The sequence below is a fragment of the Bordetella genomosp. 8 genome, from assembly GCF_002119685.1.
In the GTDB taxonomy this organism is placed as follows: Bacteria; Pseudomonadota; Gammaproteobacteria; order Burkholderiales; family Burkholderiaceae_B; genus Bordetella_C.
Genome location: NZ_CP021108.1, coordinates 3562320 through 3580385, shown reverse-complemented (window position 1 = coordinate 3580385; position 18066 = coordinate 3562320). Strand labels below are relative to the sequence as shown.

Sequence of the window (18066 nt, the reverse complement as noted above, 5' to 3'; positions counted from 1 at the left end):
CGCCGCTTCAGTCGGCGACGAGCAGCGCGACCGGAAAATCGGCCAGCGCCTCCGCCAGCGGCAGGATGCTGTCGGCGCCGACGCGGCGCTCGCGGCCGCTGAGCGCGTCGCGCAGCGTCGCGCCCGCGTAGCGGTGCGGCAGCACGACGGCCGTCGTGTCCCAGAAATCGCCATCGATACGCGGCAGGGCGGTGGACGGGCCGGAGGGGTCGTCGCCCGCTTCGCCTCGCAGGCCCAGGCTGCACAGACGCGGCGCCAGGACGAACACGCAGCGGTCTTCCAGGCAACGCAGGAAAGCCAGGATATTGGCGCCGCGCGATCCCAGGATGGGCAAGGGCACGTAATTGCCGTCGGCGAAGATATCGGCATAGTCGCGCCGCGCCTGCAGCGCGCCGCGCACGATGGCCTGCTTCAGCCGGCCATCCCGCCAGTTGGCCAGCAGCGCGTCCGGATCGTCCGCGTCGCCGGCCTCCAGCGCGGCCATGCGGGCGGCATAGTCAACCGGCGCGCGGTTGTCCGGATCGACCAGGCTGAAATCCCAGAACTCGGTGCCCTGGTACAGGTCGGGCACGCCCGGAACGGTCATGCGCAAGAGCGTCTGCGACAGGCTGTTGACGGCGCCGGCGGGCGCGATGCGGTTGGCGAAGGCGGCGATCTCACGGGCCGGGGAGTCAGGCTCCGTGGCGGGCTGCAGCAACTTGCGCAGCACGTCCTCGCAAGCCGCTTCATAAGTGGCGTCCGGCACCACCCAGCTGGTGCGCAGCTTGGCCTCGCGCAGGGCCTTCTGCTGCCAGGCCGACACGCGGTCGCCGAAGGCCTGCAGGCCTGCTTCGTCGTCCGGGGCGAGCGCGAGCGGCCAGGCGGCGACCAGGGTCTGCAAGAGCATGTAGACGTCGCCCGGATGTGGCGACAGCGTGCCAGCGCCGCTATACGTGGCCGGCACGTGCCGGTTCATCCAGTCCAGCACGGTGTCGGCCCACTGCGCGGATACCTCGCTCAGCGCGGCGAGGCGCGAGCGGGTGTCTTCGCCGCGCTTGTGGTCGTGCGTGGCGGTGGCGACCATGGCGTGGGGGAAATGCCGGCCACGCGACGAGCAGCGGCGATGAAAGACATCCGGCGCCATGCAGAACAATCCGGGATCGGCGCCCACCTCGTTGCGCGACAGCAGCCTGCCGTAGCGGTAGAAGGCGGTATCTTCCAGCGATTTGGCGGTCAGTGGCGGCGTCAGTTGCTGAAAGCGGCGTACGGCCTCCCGGCGCGCCAGGCATTGCTCGGGCGGGAAGTTCTCCGGCGCTTCCCCGCCCAGCCAGCCGGACATCAGCTCCAGCAGCGGACCGTCGTCGCCGTCGCGGTCCAGGCGGATGCGGGCATGGGCCTGGGTGGCGGCGTGCTCGAAGCGCACGCGGTCCATATGATGCCAGCCGCGTTCGTCGGCATAGATGCGGTACACCGGGAACACCGACAGCAGTTCCCAGAGCACGCGCTGGATGGCCGATTCGCCCCAGTCGCGCGTGCGCAGGTCCAGCCGCGCCACGCGATGCAGCGCGCGCGCCGCCGCCAGGCGTTCGGCGGGGAAGTGGCGCAGCATCATCAGGTCGCGGGCCTCGTTCGCGATGGCGGTGAACGGGCGGGGATCGCCGGATACGCTTTCCCACAGTTCGGTCAAGGTTTGTTCGCCGCTGGGATCATGCAGCACCGCGCCGACCTGACTCATGAAGTCGTAGCCCGTGGTGCCGTTGACCTTCCAGCGGTCGTCCAGCGTCTCGTCGTCGGCCAGGATCTTCTCGATGACCAGATACGGGTCCTGGTCGCGCAGCTGGGCGGGGCGGCGCTGCGCGCGCTCGTCCAGCGCGGCGCGCAAGCGTTCGCAATAAGCGATGGGATCGCTCAAGCCGTCCACGTGGTCCACGCGCACGCCGTCGATCAGGCCTTCTTCGTAGAAGCCCAGGATCATGGCGTGCACGGCGTCGAAGACCACGGGCTGGTCCACGCGCACGCCTATCAGGTCGGTAATCTCGAAGAAGCGGCGCCAGTTGATTTCTTCCGGCGCCGCGCGCCACCACGCCAGGCGGTAGTGCTGGCGCTCCAGCAGGGCATGCAGCCGCTCGCGGCCGGCATCGGTCGCGGGGTCGAAGTCCGCCAGGGCGCCGGCATCGCGTGGGCCGCCATCGTCCAGGCTCGCCGGATCCAGCGGATAGGGGGAACCGTGCACATCGACGTAGCAGCGCTTCGTCCGGGCGTCGTAACGCAGGCCGATGTCGCCCGCGGCCAGCGCTTCGCCATAGGGTTTGCCCAGGAAAGGCGCGAGCACCTTATCGTGCATGTCCTTGTCCGTGCTGTCCCAGGTAATGTCGAACCATTCCGCATGCGGACTGCCGCGGCCCCGCTCCAGCACGCTGCGCCACCACGGGTTGTCCGTGCTGGTCGCCATGTGGTTGGGCACGATGTCGACGATCAGGCCCAGCCCGGCCTCGCGGGCCGTGGCGGCCAGCGCGCGCAGCGCCGGCTCGCCGCCCAGTTCGGGGTTGACCTGGGCGTGGTCGACGACGTCGTAGCCGTGTTGCGACCCGGGGCGCGCCCGGGTGATCGGCGAAAGATAGAGGTGGCTGACGCCCAGGCGGGCGAAATAGGGCACGTGCTCGCGGGCATCGGCCAGGGTGTAGCCCTGGTGCAGTTGCAGCCGTACGGTTGCGCGGGGCGCGGTCATGGTTTGCTCCGGGTATCGGCTACGGCGTCGGCGCGGCGGCGCACGGCTTCGCTTTCGAACAGCCGGGCCGCGTCGGCGCCCAGGCGCCGACGCCAATTGGGATGTTGATCGATGGTGCCGGGCAGGTTGGGCTGCTCGTTCAGTCCCAGCAGGTCTTCCGTGGGGACGACCATCAAGGGGGAAGGGGTATGCGAAACGAAACGCAGGACGTCCTCGATGGGCGCTTCTTGCGGCGGATCGTGCGGGGCGTCGTCCGGCGCGCAGCCGGCCTGGCGCATGGCATGCCACAAGGCGCCGCGATCGCGTGCGCGCTGCTGGTGCAGGCCGTCTTCGGTTTCGTCGTCGCCCAGTAGTTGCAGGCGCGCGCGCCATCCGATGTCGGTCCCTGTCCACCAGCCCGCCACGGTGGGCAAATCGTGCGTGGTGCTCAGGGCGATGGACGACGGGGACCAGGCATTCGGCGGCATGAAGGGCGTGGGATCGCTCCACCCGGCGCGCTGGAACCAGAGAACGTCCATCCCCAGCATGCCGGCGCGCTCGATGCGCTCGTTGAAACCCTCAGGCACCGTGCCCAGGTTTTCGCCGACGACGACGGCGCGATGCCGCCAGGCTTCCAGGGCCACCAGCCGCAGCATGTCCTCCAGCGGATAACGCAGGTAGGCGCCGTCCTTGGGGGAGGCATCGCGTGGTACCAGCCACATGCGGGCCAGGCCCAGCACGTGGTCGATGCGCACGCCGCCGGTATAGGCCAGCGACGCGCGCAGCATTTCGCGGAAGGCGGCATAGCCGTTCAAGCGCATCGAGCGGGGTGAAAACGCGGTCAACCCCCAGCTCTGGCCCAGGGGGTTGTAGACGTCTGGCGGGGCGCCGGGCGACAGGTCCGACAGGATGTCGGTCTGCCGGCTCCAGGCGTGGCTCCCGCTGGGATCGGTACCCACCGCCAGATCGCTGATCAGGCCGATGCGCATGCCGGCATCCAGCGCGGCGCGCTGTGCCCGCTGCAGGCCGCGCGCGGCCAGCCACTGCAGGAAGACGTGGTAGGCAACCTCCTTGTCGTGGGCGTGGGCCCACGTCTTGACCCCGTGTCCCGTGGGATCCCGCAGGTCGGCGGGCCAATGGCGCCAGTCGGTGGCGTCGCCCAGGGGAGGCAGGTGGCGCGCATGCAGGGCTTCGAAGCGCGCATGGCTTTCCAGCGCTTCGCCCCCGGCCGCGCGGAAGGCGTCGAAATCGGCATGCAGCGCGGCTGTGCCGTCGGTGCGGAAGTCTTCGTAGAGCTTGCGCATCAGTTTCATGCGCAGGCGCGCCACGGCCGGCCAGTCCACCAGGGGCAGGCCGTCCAGGCGCATGATTTCCTCGCCCAGGTTCAGGGCATTCATCGCCGCGCCGACCGCCGGCTCGCCCAGCAGCTGGCAGGGGTCTGCGTACAGGCTGTTCAGGAACAGGCGGCTGGATGGCGCGTACGGGCTGTAGCGGCTGGGATCGGCGGCGAACATCGCATGCACCGGACTGATCGCGATGGCTTCGGCGCCGCGCCCGGCTGCGGCTTCGGCCAACTGCGCAAGGGCGGTGAAATCGCCGATGCCGGCGGCGCGCGTCGCCTGGCCGTCGTGCGCGCGGCGCAGGCTGTACAGCTGCACGGCCACGCCCCAGGCGCGCGGCGTCGAGGTTTCCAGCACATCGCCCACGCTGGGGCAGCGCCCTGGCGCCACCGCCAGCGTCCATTCGCGGCCATCGCCGCGCAGGCGGTAATAGCCCGGGGTATCCAGCACGGGCAGGTGGGCGTCGCCACCGTCCATGCCATGCGCGGTGAGCGCGCGGGTTTCGCCGGCTTCGTCTATCAGTTCGAAATGCATGTCGCGCACGCCGCGCAGGACGATGGGCGCGCCGGCGTCGACGATCCTGAAGCCGTCGTGCTCGCCGCTTTCTTCCGCCAGCCTGCCTATGCTGTCCTTGATCTGCGGCAGGCTGCCGGCGGGCAGCTCCAGCGCGTGCAGCAGGGTGCGGACGACCTCTTCGCGCACCCGCTGGGGGCGTCCGCGGGCATCCTTCCAGTCCACGGCGATGCCGGCCCGTTCCGCCAGCAGTGCCAAGGCCTGTGATTCGTCTTCCGGTATGGCTGGGGCATTCATGCCAATTCCTTCAACAGGGCGACCGTCACGCCGTGCTGCAGCAGTCCATCGCGCAGCGCGCGGCCGGCGCCGGTTTCACTTTCGAACAGCAGCGTTTCATCGCCACGGTCTTCCTGCAGCCAGTCCGGCCGCACGTCCACCGTGCCCAGGTTGACGTAGATCGACAGGACCGCGCCATCGCCCAGCAGCCATTGCGCCACGACGGCCCGCAGTCCCAGGACGTGGGCGCCCAGCGAGTGCGCGCCATCCAGGCGCGGCACGACGACGCGCTGGCGCAGCTGCAGCAGCGCCTGGTAGTAGTCCAGCCATTCCGGATCGGCCGGCGCCTGGAAGGGATTGGAACGCGTATAGGTGGCCTCGTCGTTCGGATCGGGGATGCGGTCGCGTGTCTCCGGATGCGCGAACGCACGGAATTTCTCGAACTCCTTGCGGCGGCCGTCGCGCACCGCCTGCGCCAGCTTGGCGTCGCCATGGCTGGTGAAGTACAGGAAAGGCGCGGTCGATCCGCGTTCTTCGCCCATGAAGATCAGGGGAATCTGCGGCGCCAGCAGCAGCAGCGCCACTGCCGCGCGCACCGGCCGGGTATCGTTGCGGGCCAGCGCCAGCAGCCGTTCGCCCATGGCCCGGTTGCCGGTCTGGTCGTGGTTCTGCAGGAACAGCACGAAGGACGTCGGCGGCAGGTGCGCGCTGGGTTCGCCGCGTGGGCCGCCGCGGTGCTCGGAAGTCTCGCCCTGGTAGATGAAGCCATCGCTGAGCGCGCGGGTCAGCCGTTGCGCGGGATGTGAGGCATAGTCGCTGTAGTAGCCTTCGCTTTCGCCGGTCAGCAACTGGTGCAGCACGTGGTGGCCGTCGTCGTTCCACTGCGCCTGGTAGCCGTTTTCCAGCGGGTGGACCTGGTTGTCGTCGTTTTCCAGCACCAGGTGCACGATGCGGTCGGCAGGCAGGTGGGTGCGCACGAAGCCGGCCATTTCCTCCAGCCAGCCCACGTCCTTGATGGCGTGCACGGCATCCAGCCGCAGGCCGTCGAAGCGGAATTCGTGCAGCCAGTAAAGCGCGTTCTCCGCAAAGAACTGCCGCACCGCGCGGCGGCGGAAGTCGATCGCCACGCCCCAGGGCGTATGCACGTCGTCACGGAAAAAATCGCTGGCATAGGCGGACAGGTAGTTGCCATCCGGCCCGAAGTGGTTGTAGACCACGTCCAGGAACACCATCATGCCCAGCCCGTGCGCGGTATCGATCATGCGCTTGAGCTCGTCGGGCGTGCCGTAGGCGCAATCCGGCGCGTAAGGCAACACGCCGTCATAGCCCCAGTTGCGCGGGCCGGGAAAGTCGGCGATGGGCATCAGCTCGACCGCCGTGATCCCGAGCGCCGCCAGCTCCGGCAGTTTGGCTTCGATGCCGGCGTAGCCGCCGGCCAGGCCGGCGTGCAGCTCGTACAGCACGGTTTCGCGCCACGGCCTGCCGCGCCATCCGGTGTTGGTCCAGGCGTAGGAGTCCGGGGCGGTGACGACACTGTCGTCATGGACATCGCCGGCCTGCAGGCGCGACGCCGGGTCCGGCACGCTCAGCTCCGGCCCGACGCGATAGCGGTAGCGGGTGCCGGGCGGGCAGGGGGTCTGGATTTCATAGAAGCCATCGCCGACGTCGGTCATGGGCAGCGGTTCGCGATCGGCGATTTCCAGCTTGACGCCTTCCGCGGCGTTGGGCGCCCAGAGCCGGAACCGTGTCAGGCCGTTCGCCAGATGCCAGGCGCCAAAGCAGGGCAGCAGTCCGTGCGGGCCGCCGGCTTCGTTGGATGAGCTCGCATTCGGCCGCGCCGTGGCGCCGTCGCGATGGTCCGTGCCAACGGATGTGTTGGTGCTAGTCATGCGTGCTCCCTGCTGCGGGGGTACCCGCTTAATAGTGCGATTCCATGCGCGTGCACGGTCACATGGTGGCCGTGCACATTGTGTTCAGGCACCTCCGGCCGTGTGGAATCGGCCAGCATGCGCCATGTCATGTCGGGCGGCAGCGTGAAGGAAACGTCGACGTCGCTGCCGTTCATCAGTGTCAGCGTGACGTCGAAGCCGTCATGCGTGCCGATGGCCCTGCGCAAGCCCAGGGCCCGGCCTTCCGGGTCGTGCCAGGCCTGCTGCGTCATCGGATCGCCGTTCACGTCGAACCAGGTCACCCCAGCCATGCCGGGCGCGACTTCCTGGTGCGCATTCATGTAGCGGGTGCTGCGCAGGCTCGCGTGCTCGCGCCGGCAGGCGGCGATGCGCGCCACGAAAGCGGTCAGGTCGCGCCCTTCCTGCGTCCCCGCCAGCTCCCAGTCCAGCCAGGAAATCGCGTTGTCCTGGCAGTAGGCGTTGTTGTTGCCGTCCTGGCTGTTGCCGAACTCGTCGCCAGCCAGCAGCATGGGCGTGCCGTAGGAAAGCAATACGGTGGCGAGCATGGCGCGCTGCAGGCGCCGCCGCACGTGCTGGATCTGCGGGTCGTCGGTCGCCCCTTCGGCGCCCCAGTTGCGGCTGCAGTTCTCGTTGTGGCCGTCGCGGCCGTCTTCCAGGTTGGCCTCGTTGTGCTTTTCGTTGTAGCTCACCACGTCGCGCACCGTGAAGCCGTCATGGGCGGCGACGAAATTCACCGATGCCCATGGACGGCGATGGCGCCGGTCGAACAGGTCGCTGGAACCAGCCATGCGCTCGGCCAGGTGGCCGCGCTGACCGGGATCGCCGCGCCAGAAGCGGCGCACCGTGTCGCGGAATTTGTCGTTCCACTCGGCGAAGCCGGGCGGATGCTGGCCCAGCTGGTAGCCGTCCGGGCCGATGTCCCAGGGCTCGGAGATCAGTTTCAGTCGCGACAGTACCGGGTCCTGCAGGATGGCGTCGAAGAACCCCGAGCCCGGATCGAAGCCCGTGCCTTCGCGGCCCAGCGTGACGCCCAGGTCGAAGCGGAAGCCGTCGATGCGATACGACGTCGCCCAGTGCCGCAGGGAATCCAGCACCATCTGGAGTACGCGCGGGTGCGACAGGTTCACGGTGTTGCCGCAACCGGTGTCGTTGATGTAGTAGCGTTCGTCGCCCGGGATCAGGCGGTAGTAGCTGGCGTTGTCCAAACCGCGCCACGACAGCGTGGGTCCGAGTTCGTTGCCTTCGCAGGTGTGGTTGTAGACCACGTCCAGGATGACCTCGATGCCCGCCGCCTGCAGGCGGCGGATGGCCATGCGCAACTCGTTGGGATCGCCCTGCGGCAGATAGGCCGGCTCCGGCGCGAAATACGATAGCGTGCTGTAGCCCCAATAGTTGCTCAGCCCTTTTTCCACCAGGAATTTATCCTGCAGGTAGGCATGGACCGGCAGCAATTCGATGGCCGTCGCGCCGACCTTGTGCAGGTGATCGATGAAGCGGGGGTCCGACAGGGCGCTGACGGTGCCGCGCAGGTGCTGCCAGATATCGTCGCGCCGCATCGAGACGCCGCGCACGTGGGCTTCGTAGATGACGGTGTTTTCCCAGGGCGTGCGCGGCGAGCGCGTCTCGCCCCAGTTGAAACTGTCGTCCGTCACCACGCCCTTGGGCATGGCCGGCGCGCTGTCGCGCCGGTCCGGTGTCAGGTCGGCACGGGCGTGGCCGGTGCGGTAGCCGAACAGGGCGTCGGTCCAGCGCAACGGGCCGACCAGCTGCCGCGCGTAAGGATCCAGCAGCAGCTTGTGGGGGTTGAAGCGGTGGCCGTTCTTGGGGTCGTAAGGGCCGTAGGCGCGGTAGCCGTACACCAGTCCCGGCGCGGCGTCCGGCAGATAGCCGTGCCAGACCTCGTCGGTGCATTCCGGCAGCGGCATCCTGCGGATTTCCTTGCGGCCTCGCGCATCGAAGATGCAGAGGTCGATACGCGTGGCATTGGCCGAAAAGACGGCGAAATTAACGCCCAGCCCATCGCTGCTGGCGCCCAGGGGATAGGGCAGGCCAGGCGACAGCCGGTCGGGTAGCGGACCTGGCATGGGGGATCTATCCTTGCAGTTCGAATATCACCGTCGCCAAGGGGGGCAGCGTCAACGACAGCGACTGGGCCTGCCCGTGCGAGGCGATCTCTTCCGTATGGCGGCCGCCGCCGTTGCCCACGTTCGACCCGCCGTACCCGCCGGCATCCGTATTCAGCCGTTCGCGCCACCAACCCGGACGCGGTACGCCGATCCGGTAGTCCTGGCGGGGCACCGGCGTGAAGTTGGACACCGCCAGCACGTGGCGATCGCCATCCTTGCGCATATAGGCGAAGACGCTGTTGCCCCTGTCGTCGCCCACGACCCACTCGAAACCGCTGGGGTCGCCGTCGTGCCGGTGTAGCGGCGTAAGCTCGCTGTACAGGTGGTTCAAGTCCCGCACCAATTGCTGTACGCCGCGATGCAGGCCGTCGTCCAGCGCGGGCCAGTCCAGGCTGGCGTCGTGGTTCCACTCGCTCGACTGGGCGATCTCGCCGCCCATGAACAGCAGCTTGCGGCCGGGGTGGGTCCACATGAAGCCGTAATAGGCGCGCAGGTTGGCGAATTGCTGCCAGCGGTCGCCCGGCATCTTGTTCAACAGCGAACCCTTGCCGTGCACGACCTCATCGTGCGACAGGGGCAGGATGAAGCGCTCGGAATACGCGTACACCATCCCGAAGGTCATGTCGTGGTGATGGTAGCTGCGATACACCGGCTCGTGGTGCATGTAGCGCAGGGTGTCGTGCATCCAGCCCATGTTCCACTTGTAGGTGAAGCCCAGGCCACCATCTTCCGGGCGCGCCGTCACGCCGGGCCAGGCGGTGGATTCCTCGGCCACCGTGATGGCGCCGGGGCATAGCTTGGCAACCGTGGCGTTCATGTCGCGCAGGAAATCCACGGCTTCCAGGTTTTCGCGGCCGCCGTAGCGATTGGGTATCCATTCGCCGGCCTTGCGGCTGTAGTCGCGATACAGCATGGACGCCACGGCATCGACGCGCAGCGCATCCACGTGGTAGCGGCGCACCCATTCCAGCGCGCTGGCCACCATGAAGTTGCGCACCTCGGTGCGGCCCAGGTTGTAGATCAGGGTGTTCCAGTCCGGATGGAAGCCTTCGCGCGGGTCGCTGTATTCGTACAGCGCGGTGCCGTCGAACTGCGCCAGTCCATGGGTGTCGGTGGGGAAGTGCGCCGGCACCCAGTCCAGGATCACGCCCAGCCCAGCCGCGTGGCAGCGGTCGATGAAGCGGGCGAAGTCGGCGGGTTTGCCGTACCGCGCCGTCGGCGCGAAGACCCCCAGCGGCTGGTAGCCCCAGGACCCGCCGAAGGGATGCTCCATGATGGGCAGCAGCTCGATGTGCGTGAAGCCCATGTCCTTGGCATACGGCACCAGGCGGTCGCCCAGTCTTTCCCAGACGCTGTCTTCGCTCTCGCCGCCGCGCGGCAGCCAGGAGCCGGCGTGGACTTCATAGACCGATATCGGCGCATCGGGCGCCTGGCGCGCGCCGCGGGCCGCCATCCATGCGTCATCGGTCCACGTGAAATCGTCCGGCGCCGGCACCACCGACGCGGTGGCGGGCGGCACTTCCGTCTGGCGTGCCAGGGGATCGGCCTTCAGGGGCAGCAGGTTGCCGTTCGCGCCCACGATCTCGTACTTGTAGCGCTCGCCGGCCTGGAGCCGGGGGATGAACACTTCCCAGACGCCGGCGCTGTGCCGCAGGCGCATGGGATAGCGCCGGCCGTCCCAGGAAGTGAAATCGCCGACCACGGAAACGCGTCGCGCATTCGGCGCCCACACGGCAAAGCGCACGCCTTCCACGTCCTGGACGGTGGTCACGTGCGACCCCAGGCAATCGGCCAGGGACTCATGCCGGCCTTCGCTGATCAGGTACAGGTCCAGGTCGCCCAGCAGGGGCCCGAAGGCGTAGGCGTCCTCGGTCTCCTGCACGGCCCCGCCCCAGTCGATGCGCAAGCGATAGGCGTCCGGCTGGCCGAGCGGAAGATCGCCGGCGTCGACGACGAAGAAGCCTTCGCGGACGTGCTGGAATTCGAGCTCTTCCCGTGTGTCGGCGCGCAGCAGCACGATATGCCGCGCGTTCGGTGCGAGCACACGGACCACCGTGCGGTCGCCCTCCCGATGCGGGCCCAGCACCCCGAAGGGATCGGCATGCCAGCCCGCGAGCAAAGCGTCGATGTCCCGATGCAAGGCATCGGGTATGGGTACGGAGGTAGAGGCTGACGTCATGTTGGTTCCGGTGTTCCTATTCTGCGTTGGCGGGCCCGGAAGCCGTATCCGGGGCCAGCACGCGGTCCGCCAGCGCGGCCAGGCCGTTCAGGGGGATGCTGACCCAGTCGGGACGGTGGGCTGCCTCGTACGCGATTTCATAAGCGGCTTTTTCGATCAGGGCCAGGTCGATGAGCGGGTCTTCCTGGTCGTCGTCCATCCAGCGCGGCTCGGCGTTGCGCGACACTTCGCGGTACGCCGAAAGGAAGGCCTGATTGGCGACCTCGCGGAAGTGCACGATCAGGCCGCGGCGGCGATCGCGCAGGACGACATCGGCGGGCTGCGCTTCGGCGGCCTTGGCTTCGGCGTCACCGAAACCGTTGGCCACCGTGGCGGCCGCGTAGTCGAACGACCGCAGCAGGCCGGCCACGTCGCGCGCCGCGCTGCTCTTGGCACGGCGTTCTTCCAGCGAGCGGGCCGGTTCGCCCTCGAAGTCGATGATGTAGGCATCGCTTTGCGCCACCAGCACCTGGCCCAGGTGGAAGTCGCCGTGGATGCGGATATGCCGCGTGCCGATCTCGCTCTGGGCCAGCGTCTTGATTGCTTCGACCAGTTCGTCGCGCAGCGAGATCAGGCGCTGCGCCTTGTCGGCGCAAGCCGTTTCCAGCTTGCCGATGTTCTCCTTCAGCAGCTTCAGCCCGCGATCCAGCATCGCGGTCACATCCGCCGCGCGCTTGCGCGCATCGGCGGCCGTGGCCTTGTGCGGCTCGAAGGCGGGATCGTCGCTGTCCTGGGCGAGTACCGCGTGCAGCTCGCCCAGGCGCTTGCCGATGGCGGAGGCAAAGGCGATATAGCCCTTCAGGTCCTCGGCGTAGTCTTCCGCGCTTTCGGGCGTCAGCGCGCCGGCTTCCAGCGTGCGCTTAAGGTATTCCAGGGTCCAGCCCCAGGCATCGCCCTGGTTGGTGATGACCGAGTGCATCAAGGCCAGCGTGTGCGGCGTGCCGTCTTCATTGATGCGGACGATCTCGCCCAGCAATTGGGCGCTGTTGGTGTAGCCGGCCTGCGTCAGCCGGCGGGTCATCTCCGCTTCCGGATGCACGCCCGGCACGATGTGGCGGATCAGCTTCAGCATCGCCACGCCGCCCACCGTCATCGAGCTGTTGGACTGCTCGCCGGTGAACCAGGTGATTTCAGGATCGGGCGGCAGATCCAGGGCGTCCAGTCCCGGTTCGCCGCGGAAGTGCAGCACGCAGGGCGGATTGGCGCGCGGCACCGGCAGCTCGAGCCGCTGGCGCAGTCCGCGCACGAGCGCATGGATGAAGGTAGGCAGCGTGTAGGCATCCGTCAGCATGCCCATTTCGGCGGCGCGGCGCACGCGCGCCAGTGCGTACTGCTGCGCCATCGGCGGCAGCGTCTCGCCCCAGATCAGCGCCACCGGCAACAGGAAACGTGCCGGCTTGCCGTCGAAGTCCATCTCCAGCTCGGCGATGAAGCATTCGAATTCCGTGTCCTTCAACTGCACGGCGTAGGCAGCCTGGGCGAAGTTGACCTTGCGATCCTTGGGGAACCAGCGCTGGCGCGCCAGGTACAGGGGCAGCACGTCCTGGCGCAGCGATCGCACCGCGCCTTCCGTCAGGTCGTAGCCGGTACGACCCCGCAGCACCAGGGTGTAGTACTCCGGCATCTGTTCCGGATGCGTCGCGTGCCAGGAAGGCGGCGATGCCACGGTGCTCAGTTCGAACCAGTAAAAGCCATAAGGCGGCAGCGTCAGCAGGTAGGGCAGTTCGCCGATGGCGGGGAAGGGCGTGCCGCCCAGCAATTCCACCGGCACGCGGCCGTTCATGGCGGACAGGTCCAGTTCCACCGGCTGCGGCGCGCGCGACAGGTTGGCCACGCACAGGATGACGCTGTCCTCGTATTCGCGCAGGTAAGCCAGGATCTTGCGATTGCCCGGAAACAGGAAACGCAGGGTGCCGCGGCCGAAGGCGCGCGTCTGCCGGCGGGTGGCCAGCATGCGGCGCGTCCAGTTCAACAGGGAATGCGGATCGCGCTGCTGCGCTTCCACGTTGACCGCTTCGTAGCCGTACAGCGGACCCATCAGGACCGGCAGGGGCAGGCGTTCCGGATCGGCACGCGAAAAGCCGCCGTTGCGATCGGGCGACCACTGCATCGGAGTGCGCACGCCGTCGCGATCGCCCAGGTGGACGTTGTCGCCCATGCCCAGCTCGTCGCCGTAGTAGATCACCGGGGTGCCAGGCATGGACAACAGCAGGCTGTTCATCAGTTCGATGCGGCGGCGGTCGCGCTCCATGAGCGGCGCCAGGCGCCGTCGGATGCCCAGGTTCAGGCGCGCGCGGCGGTCGGCGGCGTAGACGTCCCACAGGTAGTCGCGTTCGCTGCTGGTCACCATTTCCAGCGTCAATTCATCATGGTTGCGCAGGAAGATGGCCCACTGGCAGTTTTCCGGGATGTCCGGCGTCTGCCGCATGATGTCGGTGATGGGAAAGCGGTCTTCCCGCGCGATGGCCATGTACATGCGCGGCATCAGCGGGAAGTGGAACGACATATGGCATTCGTCGCCCTTGCCGAAGTATTCCTGCGCGTCTTCCGGCCACTGGTTGGCTTCCGCCAGCAACAGGCGATTGGTGTACTCGGCGTCCAGCGTGGCGCGGATTTTCTTCAGGACGTCATGCGTTTCCGGCAGGTTCTCGTTGTTGGTCCCTTCGCGTTCCACCAGATAGGGCACGGCATCCAGGCGCAATCCATCCACGCCCATGTCCAGCCAATAGCGCATCACGCCCAGCACTTCTTTCAGCACCTGCGGATTGTCGTAGTTCAAGTCCGGCTGGTGCGAATAGAAACGGTGCCAGAAATAGGCGCCCGCCACGGGGTCCCAGGTCCAATTGGACTTTTCCGTATCCAGGAAGATGATGCGCGTGCCGGCGTAGGCTTGGTCGTTGTCCGACCACACGTAGTAGTTGCGGGCCGCCGATCCAGGCTTGGCACGGCGGGCGCGCTGGAACCAGGGGTGCTGGTCCGAGGTGTGATTGACCACCAGTTCGGTGATCACGCGCAGGCCGCGCGCGTGCGCGGCGCGTATGAATTTGCGCACGTCGGGCAGCGAACCGTAGTCTTCGTGCACGCCGCGATAGTCGGCGATGTCATAGCCGTCGTCGCGCCGCGGCGACGGATAGAAGGGCAGCAGCCAGATGGTGTTGACGCCCAGCTGCGAGATGTAGTCGAGCTTCTCGATCAGCCCCGAGAAGTCGCCGACGCCATCGTTGTTGGCGTCGTAGAACGACTTCAGGTGCAACTGGTATATGACCGCGTCCTTGTACCAGAGCGGATCATCGCGGTCGGGGGTATTGACGGTGCTGTCGGTCATGGTTTGCTTCGCTTGCGTGTCTCTGTTGTTTTCACGGGGCCGCCCGACTCGGGTGAATCAGGCCATGCCCGCGACCCGCCAGATCCGGTACGGCTGCCCCGGATGCAGATGTATGGTTTGCTGCCTGCCTTGCCAGGACTGGCGGCTACCGTCGACCAGATCGTCGGCATGAAGTGTGCCGTGATCCGGCAGCCCGAACTCCCACAACGGCAGGTCCACCTGCGCGGTCTGCGCGTTGTGGGGATCCAGGCTGATGGCCACGAGCACAACGTTATCGCGTTCCGCCGTGGCCTTGGAAAAGAACAAAACGTTATCGTTGAACGCACTGTGGAATCGCACGCCCAGGTGCGTATGCAGGGCGGGATTGGCGCGCCGTATCGCATTCAACTGCGTGACTTCGCGCACGATATTGCCGGGCCGGTCATGGTCCCAGACGCGGATCTGGTACTTCTCCGAATCCAGGTATTCCTCCTTGCCCGGCACCGGCGAGGCTTCGCACAGCTCGAAGCCGTTATAGACGCCCCACAGCCCGGACAGCGTCGCGGCCAGCGCGGCGCGTATCAGGAAGCCGCCGCGCCCCGAGGTCTGCAGGAAGCGCGGATTGATGTCCGGCGTGTTGACGAAGAAATGCGGCCGGAAGAATTCCGCGGGCGGCGCGGCATTCAGCTCCGTCAGGTATTCCGTCAGTTCCTGCTTGGTATCGCGCCACGTGAAGTAGGTGTACGACTGGCTGAAGCCGACCTTGGCCAGCCGGTACATCATCTTGGGCCGGGTAAAGGCTTCGGACAGGAACAGGGTTTCCGGATGACGGCTCTGCACGTCGGCGATCATCCATTGCCAGAAGGGCAGCGGCTTGGTGTGCGGATTGTCCACGCGGAAGATGCGCACGCCCTGCGCAACCCAGAACAGCACCACGTCGCGCAATGCCCGCCACAGCCCGGCCTGGCGCGAAGCGCCGGCCTGCGGACCATAGAAGTCGACGTTGACGATGTCCTCGTATTTCTTGGGCGGATTCTCGGCATACTTCAGCGAGCCGTCCGGGCGCCAGTCGAACCATTCCGGGTGCTCTTTCAGCCAGGGGTGATCGGGCGAGCACTGGATGGCGAAGTCCAGCGCGATCTCCAGTTCATGGCGATGCGCCGCGTCGATCAGGCGCTTGAAATCGTCCAATGAGCCCAGCTGGGGATGCAGGGCATCGTGGCCGCCTTCCTCGGCACCGATGGCGTAGGGGCTGCCCGGATCGTCGGCGCTCGGCGTCAGGGTGTTGTTGCGGCCCTTGCGGTTGCGCCGGCCGATGGGATGTATGGGCGGGAAATACAGCGTGTCGAAGCCCATGGCGCGTATCCGCGGCAGCTCGCGGATGACGTCGTCGAATGTGCCGTGGCGCGCCGGATCGTCGGTCTGCGAGCGTGGGAAGATCTCGTACCAGCTGGCGAAGCGCGCCGCCGGGCGGTCCACGGTGACGGCGTATTCCACCGGGGTGGTGGTTTCGAAGGGGCGCGCGTCAGCCTGGCGCATGGCCACGGTGGTTTCCTCGGCAAGCAGGACAGCCACCTGTTCGGGCGTCGGCGCGGCGAACACTGGCGGCGGCGGCGCGTCGGCCTTGCGGCGCCCGCGCCGGGGCGCGGGCGCTTCGGGTTCATGGCCCAGCACCCGCAAGGCGTGCCGCAGCGATTCCGCGGCGGGCGTGTCGGCGGGCAGGCGTTCGAGCGCGGCGGCGATGGCCTGGCGGCCTTCGGCCGTCTCCAGCGCGATGTCCACGCCCGCCTGATGCTTCTTGGCATAACCCTCCGTGAAGGAATGCCAGGTGTCGGACCATGCCTGCACCACGAAGTAATGGCGGCCATTGCGGCGCGGCACGAACTGGCCTTGCCAGCGATCGTTGTTCAGCAGCGTCATGGGCTCGCGCCGCCATCCGCGTTCGTCGGCGGCGCGCCACAGCAGGGCGACGGCGATGTGCTCGTGGCCATCCATGAACACGTCGGCTTCCACGTTGACAGGCTCGTCCACCACGCGTTTCACCGGGAAGGCGCCATCGTCGACCGCGGGCGTGACACGCTCGATCGCCGCTCGGGGCGCCCGCATGGCCGCGGTCACGGACGTGCGCCCTTCGTCGGACGCCGGCATGCGTACCGGCGGCAGCCGGCTGGCGCCCAGCCGCACGACGGCGCCGGGCGCCAGGCGTTCGGGCAGTTCCGTGGCCGCCTGATCGGCTTCCCACATGTCCAGCCTGGCGTAGGTGTCCGGCAGGCGGCTGGCCAGCGTGTCCCAATCGATGGGGGCGTCGTGGTGATCGTCGGGGTTCAGCACCACAAGCCGCGCTGGCGCGCGGCCATTGCCGGGCAAGGCGTAGGGGTGGCCGTCGCCGCGGAACAAGGCGGTGACGGGCGACAACGGCCCGAGCAGGCTGCGCAGCGGTCCTGTCGCGCCCGCGGTGCGGCTCAACCACTGGTTCACCAGCGAAATATCCCCGTGGAGGGTGGGGTGGGGGCCGCTATCCGGGACATCGTTGGCGCGCCGCCGGGAACCCCGCGCGGACGGCGCCCCGTCACGGTTGGCGGGGTTGGCCGCGGAGGCCGAAGCTTCTCCATACCAAAGGTCGGGATTGCCGTCGCCGCCATGCGGTTCGATGGTTTCGACGGCGCTGTCCTCGAAGCCCATCGGCACGAAGATCCCGGCGTCGCCCACCACCGCGGCGGTCCAGATCGCCCGTGCGGCGTTCAGATAGCGCCCATGCGCGTCGTCGCGCCAGGCCGCCACGCGTTTGGCGTAAGGCGCTTCCGCGGCGGCGATGACGGGGGCGATCAGGCGCAGGCGCGTGTACTCGTCCATCAACCAGGGCGAGCGATAGTCCCACCACGGCAGCGAGGAAAACACGCCATCGAAGCCGGCGCCGGCCAATTGGCCGGTCTGCGCCGGGTTCAGCCCCGGCGTCCATGCCAGGAAGCGGGTATCGGGACGCACCGCCCGCACGCCTTCCATCAGATCGCGCCATTCCGGGGCGTTCAGTCCGTGCGGCGACATGCAGCGAAAGCCCGCCACGCCATTCTGTACCCACAGGCCCAGGCGCTCGACCCAATCGGCGATGAAGCCTTGGGGCGCAGCGCCGCCTTCGCGGCGCAGCGGCAGGGCATGGCGCTCTTCCAGCGGCTTGCGCGGATCGAGCAGCGCATCCACGCCTTCGGGATGCTCGTACCAGTCCGGATGCGCCTGCGCCATCGCGCCGTCCGCCGCCACACGGTCCAGTACCAGGTCCACCATCAGCGCCAGCCGGTGTTTGTCACATAGCGCGGACAAGGTGGCCAAGGTTTCGTCCAGCGCCAGCTGGCCCAGCGCGGGATTCAAGCGCCCGGGATCGCTGGGCACGTAAGGATTGCCGGCAGGATCGGGCGCGCCCAGGGGCGCCACCATCAGCGTGTCGAATCCCAGCGCCTTGGCGCGCGCGCATATCGCCGGCCAGCGCCCGGCGGCATTGTTGGAAAGCGGACCGGCGAGCACGGGATGGACGTAATAAATGCGCATTTAGGGCTCGTAGAGTGTCTCGTTGATCGATAGGTGACGGGCACGGCCGCGGGCCGCGGCTGCGGCATCGCAAGCCAGAGGCCCGGACGCGGCCATCGCGTCGCAAGCGCAAGGCCCGGACGCGATGGTGGGTTGTCGTCGACGATAAGC

The 18066-nt window shown here is 67.8% G+C and carries 7 protein-coding genes; all 7 read right to left on the bottom strand.

Annotated features, from left to right (window positions below; translation table 11 throughout):
* Positions 1 to 7 precede the first annotated feature (7 nt).
* Genes treY through CAL12_RS16145 form a run of 7 tightly spaced genes read right to left on the bottom strand, consistent with a single transcriptional unit; the run spans position 8 to position 17916 of the window.
* Complete coding sequence (treY, locus tag CAL12_RS16175; RefSeq protein WP_086065576.1) at positions 8 to 2707, bottom strand: malto-oligosyltrehalose synthase; 2700 nt, start codon at positions 2705 to 2707, stop codon at positions 8 to 10.
* Entirely contained in the window at positions 2704 to 4836 is a 2133-nt protein-coding gene (gene malQ / locus CAL12_RS16170) for a 4-alpha-glucanotransferase (RefSeq protein WP_086065575.1), read from the bottom strand. Before malQ ends, treY begins: the two co-directional genes overlap by 4 nt.
* The gene (gene treZ, locus CAL12_RS16165) at positions 4833 to 6704 is read right to left on the bottom strand and encodes a malto-oligosyltrehalose trehalohydrolase (RefSeq protein ID WP_086065574.1); all 1872 of its coding nucleotides are present in this window, start codon (positions 6702 to 6704) and stop codon (positions 4833 to 4835) included. The genes malQ and treZ overlap by 4 nt, the downstream gene beginning before the upstream one ends.
* Positions 6701 to 8809: a glycogen debranching protein GlgX gene (gene glgX / locus CAL12_RS16160; RefSeq protein WP_086065573.1), complete on the bottom strand. Its 2109-nt coding sequence runs from the start codon at positions 8807 to 8809 to the stop codon at positions 6701 to 6703. Before glgX ends, treZ begins: the two co-directional genes overlap by 4 nt.
* 7 nt (positions 8810 to 8816) lie before the next feature.
* Positions 8817 to 11030: a 1,4-alpha-glucan branching protein GlgB gene (gene glgB / locus CAL12_RS16155; RefSeq protein WP_086065572.1), complete on the bottom strand. Its 2214-nt coding sequence runs from the start codon at positions 11028 to 11030 to the stop codon at positions 8817 to 8819.
* Between the two features lie 16 nt (positions 11031 to 11046).
* The gene (treS, locus tag CAL12_RS16150; RefSeq protein ID WP_086065571.1) at positions 11047 to 14394 is read right to left on the bottom strand and encodes a maltose alpha-D-glucosyltransferase; all 3348 of its coding nucleotides are present in this window, start codon (positions 14392 to 14394) and stop codon (positions 11047 to 11049) included.
* Between the two features lie 57 nt (positions 14395 to 14451).
* Positions 14452 to 17916 carry a maltotransferase domain-containing protein gene (locus CAL12_RS16145; RefSeq protein WP_086065570.1) on the bottom strand — a complete coding sequence of 1155 codons (3465 nt, stop codon included), beginning with the start codon at positions 17914 to 17916 and terminating at the stop codon, positions 14452 to 14454.
* Positions 17917 to 18066: the final 150 nt, after the last annotated feature.

Excerpts from the sequence above, each read along its gene's own strand:
- treY (WP_086065576.1), bottom strand. The coding sequence starts at position 2,707 with ATGACCGCGCCCCGCGCAACCGTACGGCTGCAACTGCACCAGGGCTAC.
- CAL12_RS16145 (WP_086065570.1), bottom strand. The coding sequence starts at position 17,916 with ATGCGCATTTATTACGTCCATCCCGTGCTCGCCGGTCCGCTTTCCAAC.
- treZ (WP_086065574.1), bottom strand. The coding sequence starts at position 6,704 with ATGACTAGCACCAACACATCCGTTGGCACGGACCATCGCGACGGCGCC.
- malQ (WP_086065575.1), bottom strand. The coding sequence starts at position 4,836 with ATGAATGCCCCAGCCATACCGGAAGACGAATCACAGGCCTTGGCACTG.
- glgB (WP_086065572.1), bottom strand. The coding sequence starts at position 11,030 with ATGACGTCAGCCTCTACCTCCGTACCCATACCCGATGCCTTGCATCGG.
- glgX (WP_086065573.1), bottom strand. The coding sequence starts at position 8,809 with ATGCCAGGTCCGCTACCCGACCGGCTGTCGCCTGGCCTGCCCTATCCC.
- treS (WP_086065571.1), bottom strand. The coding sequence starts at position 14,394 with ATGACCGACAGCACCGTCAATACCCCCGACCGCGATGATCCGCTCTGG.